Below are 14,624 nucleotides of genomic sequence, written 5' to 3'. Positions count from 1 at the left end.
CAAACGGGAAGGGAGAAACATTATGGGACATCCAACGATTTATCCGACGGGAACGACGGTTTACCTGCCAGGCAAAGCTTGGAGCGGGTATACGATTTATCAGGCGGCCGATACCGGCGCGTTGCTCATTGACATGAACGGCAGGGAGGTCCGTCTTTGGAAAGGGCTGCGGGGTTTTCCGAACAAAATATTTCCCGGAGGTTACGTGCTCGGCAGCACGGCGGAACGCGACCCGAAATACGGTTTCCAGGACGAAGCCAACCTGGTGCAAGTAGACTGGGACGGCAACATCGTCTGGACATTCGACCGTTACGCATGGATCGAGGATCCGGGACATCCGGCGCAATGGATGGCGCGCCAGCATCATGATTATCAGCGCGAAGGCAATCCGGTAGGGTATTACGCCCCGGGACTAACGCCAAAGGTGGACGGAGGGAACACGATCATCCTTGCGCATAAAAACGTGAACCGGCCGGAAATTTCCGACACCGAGCTGCTCGACGACACGATCATCGAGGTGGACTGGGAAGGGAACGTCATTTGGGAATGGGCGGTCAGCGCCCATTTTGACGAGCTGGGCTTCGACGAAGCGGCCAAACAGGCGCTGTTCCGCGATCCCAACACGCGGGCGTTCGGCACCCACTCGGGGGACTGGATGCATATCAACTCCGTATCGGTGCTCGGCCCGAACAAACATTACGATGCGGGCGACGAGCGGTTCCATCCCGATAACCTGATCTGGGACGCGCGCGAATCGAACATCATCGCGATCATCGATAAAAAATCCGGGAACATCGTATGGAAGCTGGGACCCGATTATTCGTCGAAAGAAACGGAGCATATCGGCTGGATCATCGGCCAACACCATGCCCACCTCATTCCGCGGGGGCTGCCTGGCGAAGGGAATATCCTCGTATTCGATAACGGCGGCTGGGGCGGCTACGGCAGTCCGAACCCCGAAGCACCGGACGGGCTGAAGGTGGCGCGCCGCGACCATTCCCGCATTTTGGAGATCAACCCGGTCACGCTTGCGATCGAATGGCAGTATACGCCGACGGAGGCCGGATTCCAGGCGCCGCTCGACTCTTACCGGTTCTATAGTCCTTACATCAGCTCGGCGCAGCGTCTCCCGAACGGCAACACGCTCATTACGGAAGGCGCCGACGGCAGAATCTTCGAAGTGACGCGCGAGCATGAACTGGTATGGGAATACATTTCGCCGTACAAAAACAAACGGAATTCCAACATGGTCTACCGCGCTTATCGGGTCCCTTACGAGTGGATTCCGCAGTTGGAAGCGCCGGTCGAAACGGAAATCGCCCCGATCGACGTCGCCGATTTCCGCCTGCCGGGCGCCGCTGCCCGGGGAGCGGTGACGGCCGTCGAGGTGGAAGGGACGGTATCTTACGGGGAAGGCGCCTTCTGCGTGGCCACGACCGACGAAACCATACGGAAGGAGAACGCCGGCAATGAATAAGCTGCACATTCGGCGCTTGAGTCTCGTCGTCATGGCCCTCGTGCTGTCGGCTTCGCTCCTTGGCGCCTGCGGAACGGCCGCGGGATCGAACCAGGGCGGCCGGCTGAAGCTGAAGATCGCCGATATATCGACCAATACGGTCTTCCGCGTCGCGAATAAAAAAGGCTTTTTCGAGAAACACGGCATCGACGCCGAGCTCGTGAACTTCGCCACCCCGGCCGAAGGCGTGAATTCCTTGTTCATCAAGCAGGTCGACGTCGCCTTCGGCGCGGACTTCCCGCTGCTGAACGCCGTCAGCAAAGGCGATTATTCCATCTTCGCCTCCTCCGGTACGGCCACGGATCTAAGCGCAAGCGAGTGGAAACTGTTTGCCCGCAAGGAAATCGCCAGCGCAGCCGATCTGAAAGGCAAAAAGCTGAGTTTTTCAAGAGGCACGTTTATTCCGTATCTATGGGACGTTTATCTGCAGCAAAACGGCATTTCGTTGTCCGACGTGACGCTCGTAGGGCAGGGCGGGTTTGACGAAGCGTACGTCGCGCTGAAAAAAGGCGAAATCGACGCGGCATGGGTATACGGAGCGGTGCTCAACCAGAAGTTTGCCGGGCTTGAGGAGGCCCGCGAGCTGTCGGATATGTCCCAAACGCCGGTGCGGATCGGTACGGGGCTGATTGCCGCAAGTTCGTTCATCAAGGACCACAAGGAAGGCATGGTGGAATTCCTGAAGGCGCTGGATGAAGCCTCGGCTTATGCGCAGGCCCATCCGGACGAAACGGCGGATATTATGTACGACGAAGTGAAACAGCCGAGAGAAGCAACGCTTAAGGATCTTCTGAAAAATCCATGGAATATCGGCTTCACGCAAAAAGCATACGAGGGATTGGTCGGACAAAAGAAATATATGGTCGAAAACAAGATCATCGAAAAAGATTTCGACCTTCATGCGAAACTGAATCTGGACCTGGTACGCCAGGCGTTTCCGGACCGCGTCATCGAATTGAAATAGGAGGGAAACCCATGAGCTCGCTGCCTAAGCCAAACGAAATCCATATTGAACGGTTAAACAAGAGCTACGCGTCCCCGGGCGCCGGCCATCTTCATTACATTATTCAAGACGTGGACCTGGTCGTCAAAGGGGGAGAATTTTTTGTCCTGCTCGGGCCGAGCGGCTGCGGGAAATCCACCCTGCTCAGCCTGATCGCCGGTTTCGTCTCCAAAACCTCGGGTCAGGTCCGGGTCGGGGAAAAGGAAGTGGACCGGCCGGGACAGGACCGCGCGGTGGTGTTTCAGCAGGCGGATTCCTCGCTTTTTCCGTGGCTGACCGTAAGGGAGAACGTGGAGTTCGGCCTGCGCATGAAACGTATCCCGGCAGCGAAGCGGAAGGAAGTGTCGGACCGTTTCATAGGTCTCGTTGGACTCCGAGGGCATGAGAACAAATTCCCGCGCGAGTTGTCCGGCGGCATGAAACAGCGCGTCCAGCTTGCGCGGGTGCTCTCGAACGACCCGTCCATCCTGCTGATGGATGAACCGTTCGGCGCGCTCGACGCGATGACCCGGCGCACGATGCAGAGGGAGCTGGTCAACATTTGGAGGGATACCGACAAGACGGTCATTTTAGTGACCCATGACATTCAGGAGGCGCTGCTGCTCGGAGGGCGCATCGGTATCATGTCCGCCGGTCCGTCGTCCCAAATAACGCATATCTACGATGTGCCGCTGGCCTATCCGCGCGACATGTCCGCGCCTGAATTCCACGCATTGTACAATCGCATTCAGGCGCATTTCGAAGAGTAGGGGAAGGAACGGAGGGACACCATGAACGGTAATTTCAAAAAAACGTCATTGAACATTGCGTTTTGGATCGGAATCCTGGTTCTCTGGCAGCTGATATCGCTGATCTATGGACCGGAAATCCTTCCGGGACCGCTGTATACGGCAAAAGGCGGCTACGAGCTGCTTGCGGACGGAACGCTGCTGCAATATATCGGGATCAGCGCATACCGCGTGCTGCTCGGTTGGACCCTGGGGAGCCTGATCGCCGTTCCCGTCGGCATCTTGATCGGAAAAGTAGGGGCCATCCGGGCGTTTGCGGAGCCGTTCCTCAATTTTATCCGGTTTATTCCGCCGATCGCGTTTATCACATTGTTCCTCGTATGGTTCGGGATCGGGGAAACGTCCAAAGTGATGCTGATCATGTACGCCACGTTTTTTATCGTCATCTTGAACACGTTAACCGGCGTCCTCTCCGTCGAAGAGGATAAAATCAGGTCGGCCCGCAGCATGGGCGCGTCGGAATGGCAGATCGTCATCCACGTCATCATTCCGGCAACGGTTCCTTATATCTTTACCGGCATTCGCCTTGCGATGGGAACGTCGTTTATGGCGATCATCGGGGCGGAAATGATCGCATCCAACGAAGGCGTCGGTTATCTGATTTGGAATTCGCGGCTGTTTTTCCGAACCGACTGGATTTTCGTCGGGCTGATCTGCCTGGGCCTGATGGGTTTTCTCACCGACCGGGCCGTCGCGCTGCTGGGGCGCAAACTGCTGTCCAGATACGGCGTCGTCAGCACGAGCTCATTGAGACGCTGACGAACCGGTGTACCGGATGGAATTGAGACGGAATAAACGAAGAAGGCACCCGATATTTTCATCGGGTGCCTTCGATGGCTTCGAACAGCGCAGAAGGCGCCAAACTGAAACCATGCGGATATCCGGATTTGCGTTACCCTAAACAAGCCTGCATTCAAAAAACGGTTAGATTGCGGGTTGCTCGGGTTCGGGCTGATCATCAGGCTCGATCCGATTCCAGTTCACCCGTTGTCGGAGCGACCAGGCCAAAAGGATGATCACGCCAAGGATGACCGTGCCGATGTTCACCAGGTAGCCGGCAAGCGGTGTTATATATTCCACTTCGACGATGGCCGATGGAGAAGGGACGACAACGTACCGGACCATTTCGAGCCATGCCAAATGGAAACCGATATTCATCCACAGGTTGCCCGATAGAATGCGGCATAGCTGCAGCATCGTGCCGAATGCGACCAGATTGATGATATAGTCGACCGTCACTTGATCCCAGGTCGCGATTCCGGCAAGAACCATCAACGCGGTCAGCGCGATGGGGGCGAGCACGAACAGGGCAACCTGGAGGACAAGGGCGAGCCAACGAGGAAAGCGTGTGTTCAGGTTCCGGTACAAGTAGCCGCGGAAGGAGATTTCTTCGGGAAACGCTTCGTTGAAGAAAGCGATGGCCGAATTGATCAGAATGATAAAAAGGGTAGAGGCGGGGAGATGAAAAGCAACGACTCTCAGCCACCCGAGCAGACTGCCGATGAGGAGCGATGCGGCGGTCAACAATGCCAGCAGACCGATCCCGAGCAGAAAATAAGGCAGCCCTTTCGGGGGCGAACTCAATCCCAGGCCGCTCCAAGGCCGCCTGTCGGCATAACGCCGCAGCAAATAAATGAGCGGTACGCTTACGCCCGTCGTGACCACGACCAAAATGACCTGCAGCGCCAACGCGGGGAAGCCGTAGTTACCGGCGATCGTAGCCGCGGCTACCGCCAGCCCAAGGCCGGAAACGAACGCGAGCCATCCCAGCAGGATGCGCCAGAATAGACCGATTCTTCCGTCGCCTTGAAGAATTACGCCCGCCGGACCTTTTCGCCCGCGGGATTCAGGGGATAAGGTTGGAATAGGAAACCCTCCTTTCGAAATTTCATAGATTCGCCAGAATTCGTTTCGATCTGACATAACTATTTATAGTAAGTTTTCGTATAAGGTGTGACGGATAGAATGCCTGATTTCCGTAAGGCAGCAGGCCTAACATAACACAAACGGACCGCTGAACATGCCGGCGGTCCGTTTTTATGTCTTGAAATCCTTGCAATCCGGCAGACCATAATCATCGGATTAGGGGGCCTCCACGAGATCAAGTCGGAATATGGCAATGGAAAAGTCGGAATTACGGTAGAGCGCGCGGCGGAGACGAAATACAATATGTTCACGAAAAATCGCTAAGGAGAGGAACAAAATGAAGATTTTAATATGGATCGTGTCGATCATCGTTTTCGTCGTTGCCGGGATAAATCCGGAACGTCCTATTGGTGCACGATGATGGCCGGCAAAGGTTATGCCGTCGTCAGCATGAACTACGAATTGGCTCCCGAGGCAAAATACCCGGCGCCCATTCTGCAAATGGGAGAGGCCTACGAATATCTGAAATCGATCTCTCCTCAATTTCCTTCCCTGGACTTGAACCGGTTGATCATTGGGGGAGATTCGGCCGGCGCCCAAATCGCCTCCCAGTTTGCTGCCATTCAAACCAACCCCGGGCTGGCCGGGCGCGTTGGAATCGATCCTACCGTTCCTGCCGGTACGTTGAAAGCCGCGCTGCTCTATTGCGGGCCTTATAACGTCAAACACCTTGCGAACGTCACGGGGAACATGGAGAGGTTTTTCTTGCAACGACTGGGGTGGGCTTATATCGGAAAACGTAATTGGCAGGAGAGGAGCGAAGCGGAAGACGCTTCGACGGCCAACCATGTGACCCGCGATTTTCCGCCGACGTTTATCACGGATGGCAACAGCGGTTCTTTCGAAAAACACGGGAAGGAGCTGGAGGCGAAGCTTCGGGCGGCGAACGTCCCCGTGACCGCCTTGTTTTATCCGCCGGCCCGCGGCGTCGTTCCGCACGAATATCAATTTCAGCTGCATACGCCGGAGGCCATGGAGTGTTTTGAGATGACCCTATCCTTTTTGTCCGAATATGTGCAGGATTGAAGTCGGCCTCGAGTTCCCTGCTGGTTACGCTCATTTTACGAGGTGAAATCTATTCATCTATCGGCATTTCGTATGATATAATGCACGTAATATATACTATAACGCACATGCGATAGAGAGGGGGGTTCGGAACGTCAACACTTCACGGATTCGTCAACATCCGCTGCCCAAGCTAACATCTGAGAAAAAACGAAATGGAATCGAGGATCAAAACGGTGTCTGAAAAGGTTCAAGTAAACAAACAAGATTTTACCGTGCGCGAAGACAGCTTCTACCAAGGCGTCAAGGATTGCATTCCGACGCTGCTCGGTTACTTAAGCATCGGTTTCGCCGCAGGCGTTGTCGGAAAAACGTCCGGCTTGTCATTGTTGGAAATTACCTTGATGTCTACGATGATTTATGCAGGTTCCGCCCAATTTATCATGGCAGGCATGATTGCTTCCCATGGATCGGTTACGGCCATTATTCTTACGGTTTTTATCGTGAACCTTCGCCACTTGCTGCTAAGCGCGGCCGTATCGCCTTATTTCCGGCATCTTACTTCATTTAAGACGATGTTGATCGGCACCCTGCTTACGGACGAAACGTTCGGGGTTGCGATGAACAAGGCCATGAATCGAACTTCCCTCGACGAGAAATGGATGCACGGCTTAAACGTTACCGCGTATCTCAATTGGATTATTGCGACCATTGCCGGGGCTTTTTTCGGTCAATGGATCACGGAACCGGAAAAGTTCGGCCTGGATTTTGCGCTGACGGGCATGTTTATCGGTTTGCTCGTCCTGCAGATGGTCAGCAGAAAGAAGTTCTTTAAAGACTTGATGGTTGCCGTTTGCGCGGTGGGGTTGGTGATCGGTTCCAGCTATTTCTTATCGGGAAGCATGGCCGTCATCGCGGCTACGGTTATTGCGGCGACGCTTGGAATGGCGGTGGAAAAATGGAGATAAGATGGCATATCCTGCTCGCGATTATAGGGGCCTCCGTCGTGACGCTCCTTCCGAGAGTGCTTCCGCTTGTGGTGCTCAGCCGGATGCAGCTGCCGGATTGGGCGATGCGGTGGCTGAATTATGTTCCTGTCGCGGTTATGGCTGCCTTAATTGGCCAGGAATTGTTCATGAATGACGGAAAGCTTGATATATCCCGGAATTATACCGAAATATTGGCGGCGGTACCGACCTTTGCGACTGCCATCCTTACGCGAAGCTTGTTGGGGACGGTCGTGGTAGGCATCCTCACGGTAATGGTTTTGCGGTTTATCCTTTAAAAGCCTGATTCTCTGGGCTTTTTTTATTTCGTTTGGTAACATAAGTTTCATGAACTATTGAATCATGCGACCTCATGTTTTGGAAAGGATTGTAGTCATGAAGAAAGTCATCGTCATCGGATCGGGAATTCTGGGGGCATCGACCGCATATCAACTGACGAAAATGGGGGCGGATGTCCTTCTGATCGATCGCCAAGATCAAGGGCAAGCCACGGATGCCGCCGCCGGGATCATCTGCCCTTGGCTGTCGCAGCGCCGCAATCAAGCTTGGTACCGGCTGGCGAAGGCCGGGGCGCGGTTTTACCCGGGATTGATCGAAGAGCTCATCCAAGAAGGCGAAACCGAAACGGGATATGCACGGGTGGGCGCCCTTAGCATCCATCCGGATCCGGAAAAAGTTCGCAAGATGGAGGAGCGGGCACGGCTGCGAAAAGAAGACGCGCCGGAAATCGGAGAGATTGCGATGCTGAACGATGCTGAAACCCAAGCGCTTTTTCCTTTGCTGGGAGAAGGATATCATTCGGTTCGCATCAGCGGCGCCGCCCGCGTCGATGGACGCGCCCTGCGTGACGCGCTGATCCGGTCGGCGCAGCGGCATGGAGCCGTTTATCTGCAAGGCGATGCCGTCCTAACGTATGAGGCCAACCGCGTAACAGGCGCCAAGGTAGGCAACGAGCGCTTTTCGGCCGACCAAACCGTCGTTTGCGCCGGCGCATGGGCCGGGCTGCTGCTGGAGCCGCTCGGCATTCGATTTAACGTTCGTTTCCAGAAGGCGCAAATCATGCACGTGCAGGTCGACCGCAAAGAGGATACGGGCAAGTGGCCCGTCGTGATGCCGCCTTCGGATCAATACATGATCGCATTCGGCGAACAAAAAATCGTGATCGGGGCTACCCACGAAAACGACATCGAAGGTTATGATACGCGAATCACGGCAGGGGGAATGCAGGAGATTTTAAATAAAGGGTTAAGCTTGGCTCCTCGCTTGGCCGAGAGCACGTTTCAGGAGGTCAGGGTCGGTTTTCGCCCGTTTACGCCCGAATTCCTTCCCGTCATCGGGGCCGTCCCGGGCTGGGAAGGGCTGCTTGCGGCCAACGGACTCGGGGCGTCAGGCTTGACGATGGGACCGTTTTTAGGAAGCCAATTGGCCAAGCTGGCATTGGGAATGGACCTGGACATCGACATCCGGGATTACGACATCCGAAAAGCCATCGGGTAACCGGACCCAAGCTGCTGATTGTTTGGTTGCAAATAAACTTAAGCCTCTTCACAAGGAAGAGGCTTTTTTCATTCATGCTAGAAGTCATATCTCTTCTCACCAGCGATGGACGCGTACCGGCAGGGAAGCCAGCGTTTGTCCGGCGGCGGAAGGCGTCAGATGTTCTTCCAGCTTGAAACCGGGAACGGGTTCGATCCGCCGGAAGTGATCCATGAACAGTCCGAGGCCGATGTTGGCCTCCAATCTGGCAAGCGGGGCTCCCAGGCAAAAATGCGGCCCGCTGCCGAAAGTCAGATGCTTTTTATTGTTCGGACGGTGGATGTTCAAGGTAAATGGATCCTCAAACACTTCCTTGTCCATATTGGCCGCGCTCATCCAGGCGATGACGACATCGCCCTTTTTTAAAGGAACGCCGAGTACGTCGTTGTCCGTCTTTACCGTCCGATCCATTTTGGCGACATGAAAACGGTAGCGGAGCATTTCTTCCACGGTATTCGGAAGCAGCTCGCGGTTCGACTGCACTTCGGCATAAATCCGTTCGTCGTCATATAAAAACGAATAAAACGTGCAGGCCAGCAGATGGCTTGTCGTCTCGATGCCGGCTCCCAGGATGAACATGGTCATCCGGACGATTTCGTCATCCGTCAAACGTTCCCCGTCAACCTCCGCCTGAATCAGGTCCGAGATGATGTCATCGGCAAGGTTCGTTCTTTTATGGACGACATGAGGGTAAAGATAGCTGTAGTAGTTTTTGGCCGCCTGTCGTTTCAGATCCTGAACGTCCTCGACATTTTCTTTCGGCAGCGGGAGGAACAGGTGGTCGACCCACGTTTTGAACAAAAACCGGTCCTCCGACGGAACGCCGAGCAAGTCGGCAATCACGATGGTAGGCAGGGCGCCGGAAAAAGCTGGGACGATATCGATGACCGGTTCGTCGCCCATGTCCTGGATCAGCTGCCTGACCACTTCATGGATGCGCGGCTCCCAAAGTTTCAAGCTTCTTGGCGTAAAAGCGGCGGAAAGGAGACTGCGGCTTTTCCGGTGCTCGGGAGGATCCGAATTCAAATTGATGCGGCCGGAAGCATGTTGGCCTTCCTCATTGTCCGCGCCGACGCTGATCGTCGTCCTCGTTCTTACGCTGGAGAAGTACTCATGGTCGCTCAGCACTCTTTTGACGTCGTCATACCGGAACACGTTCCACGAATTCGTTGCCTCGTTGTAGCTGATCGGTTCCTGTTCCAATTTGTGCTTGTACCATTCAAAAGGGCTAAATTCTTCGGCGGCGGATCGAAACTGGGTGATTTCGGCTAAGGAGATAATTTCCTTTTGCATTCGTTTCCCTCCCGGTTTTTATGATGGAGAACTTACAAAAAAACCAATATATGTTAATCATAACATACCAAGGATGGAGGGGCCACTTTCGAACGACCCATGCCGAAAGTTCAGTTTTACCGATGGGAATTGAATAAACCATACCTCAAGAATTACGAACAAACACTGGGCGACTTCATTGTCGATAGAAGCGTCAGCTGGTTGCAGCCGAAGGGCGAGTGGGGAAGTCATATTACGAATGCGTGATGACGTCGAATCTTTAACGGCTAGCTTGACAATCGGTCATTTGAAATTCCTTGGAAACTGCCAAATAAGACAGAGTCATAACAAAAAAACGCAGCCTGGACGTGATGTCCCTGCTGCGGGTTATTGCTATATCTAATAACGCTCAAGGACCAAATTCGTCTTAAGCGAGTCGGCCGGAATGAGCCAGCCTTTGTCTTCCAGCAGCTTCATCAGCTTCGCCCGTTCGGATGCCGCCGTTTGGTAATCATCGGTTTTGAAGGAAATCTCGACGATGTTTTCCGTGCCGCTGCCGTCCGCGCCGACGATCGGCCATAGCTCGATATCCGTCTCCAGGCCGTCGAAGATACCCGTGTATCTGCTGACAGAAACGGGGCCATGCGCGTAGGAATTCTTCAATACGGACGTTCCCCATCCCGACCCGTTCGTTTTATCGAGTTTGCCCGGAATTTCGTTCACCAGCATTTCCAGCGCATCTTTTTCGCTCGGCAGCTTCAGCCCCTTGGAGGCCGAAACGTCCTTATCATTCGAAAAGCTGAGCGTCTGTTTGCCGTAACCCCAGTCGATCTCCGCATCGTAATTCATGTCGTCCGCGCTGAAACCGTCCCGGTTCGCCTGGTCCAGGGCGGCGTTGATATCCCCGTTGATCACGGCGTACCGTTTTTTGTACGTCAACTCGTATTTTTTCTTGTCTTCTTTTTTGCGAAAGCGCACATTCCAGCCCGCATCGTTCAGCTCCAGGGACGCCGTATCAAAATACTCCACGAGCATTCTGGCTGCCGGTTCTTCGATCGCAAAGGTTTTTTCGACCTGATCCTGCAGCGTGAGATCCCGGTTCAGGACCTTATCGGCTTTCAGCATGAACTTCACTTCATAGGACGGCACCGCATTGGCCGCCGCTTCGGCTTTGCCGGCAGGCTGCCAGCCGGTCATCAGGATCGCTGCGCCCAACGCGGCAATAACGATGGATTTTCCTTTTCCAGCCTTGGATTTCATCATTTCATCTCCCTCGTATGGATATATCGTTCGTAACCTACTGTAAAGGGCCAGTGTCAAACCTTGATCAAGGAAATGACCCGTTCAGGTAAAAAATAGAATCATTTATTCTTGGCCACCCAAGAGAGGTTCTTGGGCCGTTCCCCGCCACTGTTCCAGCAGCTCGATAAATCGGGCGCTCGTCGCCGACAGGTACCGATCTTTGTTGGTCATGACGTACACATGGCGTTCGTCCGGGAGGTCCGGAATCGTCCACATCCGCAGCCGGCCGGCTGCCGTTTCGGATTGCATCGCCATCCGCGAGACGAAGGAAATATGCTCGCCCAGCATGACGGCTTGTTTGATCGCTTCCAGGGAGTCGAGTTCCAGCCTGGCGAAGGGGCGAATGCCCTGCCGCTCCAACCACGCGTCGGTCATGTTTCGGGTATTGGATGCCTTCCCGTGCAGCACGAAAGAGGAGGCGGCGATCAGCTCCGGCGTCCACGCTTCGGCATCCGCCAACGGATGGGAAGGAGAGCAGATCAATACAAGCTCGTCTTTGCACAGCGCTTGCGCTTTGAGCGGCGTTTTGTGAAAAGGGGTGGTGGAGATGATTCCGGCATCGATCTGATGGGAATGGAGCATTTGCATGATGGCGGGCGCCGTTTTGACGGACAACGTCACGCGGATCCCGGGAAACGATTTGGTAAAGGAATCGAGAATCGACGGCAAAATGTACGTCGCAGGCACATAGCTCGCTCCAATGGATAAAGTTCCTTGTTTAAGCGTATCAAAATCGTTGACGACCCGTTGGGCTTCCGATGCAAGCGCATTGATCTTGGAAGCATAATGAAGCAGGGCGCGTCCGGCGTCCGTCAAAATAATCCTGCCCATGCGGGCGTCAAACAATTTCACTCCGAATTCCCGCTCGAGATTTTTCATGTGAAAGGTGACCGTCGGCTGTTTGAGTCCCAGGAGGTCGGCCACCGTGGTGATTTTATGGTGTTTCTCCAACAGTTCGATAATCTGAAGTTTCAATAAATTAAGATTCATCATCGTTAAATCCCCGCCTATTCTTTTCTGGTTATCGCCTATGTATAGATTAAATCTATGAATGTTAACGCAGTTCATCGAAAGAATTAATTGTCGTTTTACATTACGGTAATACTGGCTTTCATTCCCGCAGGTAGACTTGGTATGTAGGAACGTTGGAACCAAACGAACGTCCCCAATGTTAAAGCAAGGAAGGGAAGCAGACAAAAATGGATTTGAACATAAGCGGAGTGGGCAAAAGTTTTGGAGGAAATACCGCTTTGCATCCGACCGACCTGAAGATCCGGCATGGACAATTCACGACGCTGCTCGGACCTTCGGGATGCGGGAAGACCACCCTGCTGCGCTTGATCGCCGGTCTGGAGCGGCCCGATACCGGAAGCATCCGCTTCGGCGAGGACGTCCTGGCGAGCGAAACGAGGGAGGTGCCGCCCGAACGGCGCGGCTTCGGCATGGTATTCCAGGATTTTGCGTTATGGCCGCATATGACCGTCTTCGAAAACGTCGCTTTCGGGCTCCGGGCCGCCGGGCGCAAGGACGCGATTCGGGATAAAGTCTTGGAGGCTTTGGACAAGGTCAAGCTTAGCGGCATGGAGCAGCGTTATCCGCATCAGTTGTCGGGGGGCCAGCAGCAGCGGGTGGCTTTTGCGAGAGCGGTCGTGACGCGCCCGAGGCTGGTGCTGTTCGACGAGCCGCTAAGCGCGCTCGATGCGGTGCTCCGCGACGAGATGCGCCTGGAAATGATGTACCTGGTGCGCGAGATGGGACTGACCGCCCTTTACGTCACGCATGACCAGGTCGAAGCGATGTCCATGTCGGACGAAGTGATCGTGATGCATGGGGGAAAGGTGCTGCAAAAGGGTACGCCCGAAGAAATTTACAATCAGCCGCGGCACCCGTTTGTCGCGCGGTTTATCGGGAAGTCCAACTGGCTTGCGGACGGACGGTCCATGTTCAGGCCGGAGCAGATCCGGTTCGAGCCGGACGGGCAAGATACTCTGGCTTATGCCGCGACCGTTGAGCAGGTAAGCTACGTCGGCGACCGGTACGAAGTCAGGCTGCAGTCGGACAAGGCTGCCGGACTCTGGCTCGCCTATTATCCCCGGCGGCTGATCGAAGGGACCGAGGTTACGATCTACCTGCCGAAGCATGGCATTCATCGGTTGGACGGGGATTGAAACATGGGGATCAAAACGAAAAATATCAAGGGGGAAACGACGATGTTCAACTTGAAACGGAACACATGGAAGAAAGGAAGCGCCCTGGTTCTTGCATTGACGCTCGGAGCCGCGCTTGCCGGCTGCGGAGGCAACAAGGCGGCCGAAGATACGGCTGCCGCAGCCGGAGAGGGCAAGCAGGCGGAGACGGCGGACAAAACGCTTACCGTGTATACGGCGGGACCCGAGGGATTAGCGAACAATCTCATCAAGGATTTCGAATCCCAGACCGGCATCAAGGTCGAGACGTTTCAGGGCACGACAGGAAAAATCCTGGCCCGATTGGAAGCGGAAAAGTCCAATCCGGTGGCGGACGTGGTTATTCTTGCCTCGCTGCCTTCCGCGCAGGGCCTGAAAAAAGAAGGATTGACGCTCCCTTATCCGGAAGCGAAAAACGCGGACAAGCTGAACAAGGATTGGTCCGATCCGGAAGGGAACTACTTCAGTACCAGCGCGTCGGCGCTCGGGATCGCCTACAACACCAAGCTGGTAACGACGCCGCCGACGTCCTGGAGCGATTTGGCCAAACCGGATTACAAGAATCAGGTTAACATTCCGGATCCGTCGCTGTCGGGTTCCGCCCTTGATTTCATTACGGGTTACCTTAGCGACAAAGGCGAGGGAGGCTGGTCCCTGTTCGAGAGCTATAAGGCGAACGGCGTTGCCATGGCCGGGGCCAACCAGGAAGCACTGGATCCGGTCATTACCGGCGCGAAGAGCATGGTCGCCGGCGCCGTCGACTACATGACTTATAAAGCCAAAGCGAAAGGCGAGCCGATCGACATCGTGTATCCGCAGGAAGGCACCGTGGTCAGCCCTCGGCCTGCGGCGATCCTGAAATCCACCAAACATGAAGAAAACGCGAAGGCATTCATCGATTATCTGCTTTCCGATGCGGCGCAAAAGCTGGTTTCCGATGCCGCGCTGCTTCCGGGCCGCACGGACATCAAAGCCGAGAACCGCGCCAATCTGGACGAAATTCCGCTGCTCAAGACGGACTGGGGTTGGATGGGCGAGCACGGCACGGAAGTCACCGAGAGATTCACGAAGCTGCTAAAGTAA

General features: G+C 54.8%; 14 protein-coding genes. 10 read left to right on the top strand and 4 right to left on the bottom strand.

The features are described 5' to 3' along the window. The first annotated feature begins 22 nt into the window (after positions 1-22). The 4 genes from NYE48_RS14720 to NYE48_RS14705 are packed head-to-tail and all read left to right on the top strand — an operon-like array spanning position 23 to position 4,066. Positions 23-1,477 carry an aryl-sulfate sulfotransferase gene (locus NYE48_RS14720; protein ID WP_340999191.1) on the top strand — a complete coding sequence of 485 codons (1,455 nt, stop codon included), beginning with the start codon at positions 23-25 and terminating at the stop codon, positions 1,475-1,477. Continuing rightward, positions 1,470-2,480 (top strand): ABC transporter substrate-binding protein, encoded by a 1,011-nt coding sequence (locus tag NYE48_RS14715; protein ID WP_340999190.1) that lies wholly within the window; start codon positions 1,470-1,472, stop codon positions 2,478-2,480. The genes NYE48_RS14720 and NYE48_RS14715 overlap by 8 nt, the downstream gene beginning before the upstream one ends. 11 nt (positions 2,481-2,491) lie before the next feature. Continuing rightward, positions 2,492-3,268: an ABC transporter ATP-binding protein gene (locus NYE48_RS14710; RefSeq protein ID WP_212951217.1), complete on the top strand. Its 777-nt coding sequence runs from the start codon at positions 2,492-2,494 to the stop codon at positions 3,266-3,268. A gap of 21 nt (positions 3,269-3,289) precedes the next feature. Next, the gene (locus tag NYE48_RS14705) at positions 3,290-4,066 is read left to right on the top strand and encodes an ABC transporter permease (protein ID WP_036715265.1); all 777 of its coding nucleotides are present in this window, start codon (positions 3,290-3,292) and stop codon (positions 4,064-4,066) included. A gap of 165 nt (positions 4,067-4,231) precedes the next feature. Here NYE48_RS14705 and NYE48_RS14700 read toward each other — a convergent pair whose 3' ends face one another. Further along, the gene (locus NYE48_RS14700) at positions 4,232-5,230 is read right to left on the bottom strand and encodes a CPBP family intramembrane glutamic endopeptidase (RefSeq protein WP_340999189.1); all 999 of its coding nucleotides are present in this window, start codon (positions 5,228-5,230) and stop codon (positions 4,232-4,234) included. Positions 5,231-5,524: 294 nt separating this feature from the next. Between NYE48_RS14700 and NYE48_RS14695 the strand changes: the two genes are divergently transcribed. The 4 genes from NYE48_RS14695 to NYE48_RS14680 all read left to right on the top strand — a co-directional run bounded on the left by NYE48_RS14695 (position 5,525) and on the right by NYE48_RS14680 (position 8,742). Continuing rightward, positions 5,525-6,259, top strand: coding sequence for an alpha/beta hydrolase (locus NYE48_RS14695; protein WP_340999188.1), 735 nt, complete (start codon positions 5,525-5,527; stop codon positions 6,257-6,259). Between the two features lie 194 nt (positions 6,260-6,453). Further along, positions 6,454-7,206, top strand: coding sequence for an AzlC family ABC transporter permease (locus NYE48_RS14690; RefSeq protein WP_081992816.1), 753 nt, complete (start codon positions 6,454-6,456; stop codon positions 7,204-7,206). Then, positions 7,197-7,523, top strand: coding sequence for an AzlD domain-containing protein (locus NYE48_RS14685; RefSeq protein ID WP_036715267.1), 327 nt, complete (start codon positions 7,197-7,199; stop codon positions 7,521-7,523). Before NYE48_RS14690 ends, NYE48_RS14685 begins: the two co-directional genes overlap by 10 nt. Before the next feature lie 97 nt (positions 7,524-7,620). Next, the gene (locus NYE48_RS14680) at positions 7,621-8,742 is read left to right on the top strand and encodes an NAD(P)/FAD-dependent oxidoreductase (RefSeq protein ID WP_212951221.1); all 1,122 of its coding nucleotides are present in this window, start codon (positions 7,621-7,623) and stop codon (positions 8,740-8,742) included. 96 nt (positions 8,743-8,838) lie between these two features. On the opposite strand, the gene NYE48_RS14675 is transcribed toward NYE48_RS14680, so the two are convergent. The 3 genes from NYE48_RS14675 to NYE48_RS14665 all read right to left on the bottom strand — a co-directional run bounded on the left by NYE48_RS14675 (position 8,839) and on the right by NYE48_RS14665 (position 12,345). Further along, positions 8,839-10,074: a cytochrome P450 gene (locus NYE48_RS14675; protein WP_340999187.1), complete on the bottom strand. Its 1,236-nt coding sequence runs from the start codon at positions 10,072-10,074 to the stop codon at positions 8,839-8,841. A 378-nt stretch (positions 10,075-10,452) separates the two neighbouring features. Continuing rightward, positions 10,453-11,313 (bottom strand): hypothetical protein, encoded by an 861-nt coding sequence (locus NYE48_RS14670; protein ID WP_445324071.1) that lies wholly within the window; start codon positions 11,311-11,313, stop codon positions 10,453-10,455. Positions 11,314-11,418: 105 nt separating this feature from the next. Further along, positions 11,419-12,345, bottom strand: a complete 927-nt coding sequence (locus NYE48_RS14665) for a LysR family transcriptional regulator (protein ID WP_341000666.1) — start codon at positions 12,343-12,345, stop codon at positions 11,419-11,421. 209 nt (positions 12,346-12,554) lie between these two features. On the opposite strand from NYE48_RS14665, the gene NYE48_RS14660 reads away from it, so the two are divergent. After that, positions 12,555-13,523 (top strand): ABC transporter ATP-binding protein, encoded by a 969-nt coding sequence (locus NYE48_RS14660; protein WP_340999185.1) that lies wholly within the window; start codon positions 12,555-12,557, stop codon positions 13,521-13,523. 42 nt (positions 13,524-13,565) lie between these two features. Then, positions 13,566-14,624: an ABC transporter substrate-binding protein gene (locus NYE48_RS14655; protein WP_341000665.1), complete on the top strand. Its 1,059-nt coding sequence runs from the start codon at positions 13,566-13,568 to the stop codon at positions 14,622-14,624.

Source organism: Paenibacillus sp. FSL M7-1455, from assembly GCF_038004655.1.
GTDB lineage: Bacteria > Bacillota > Bacilli > Paenibacillales > Paenibacillaceae > Paenibacillus_AQ > Paenibacillus_AQ cookii.
Note: the sequence above shows the minus strand (reverse complement) of the source record. Positions and strands in the feature narration are given on the sequence as shown.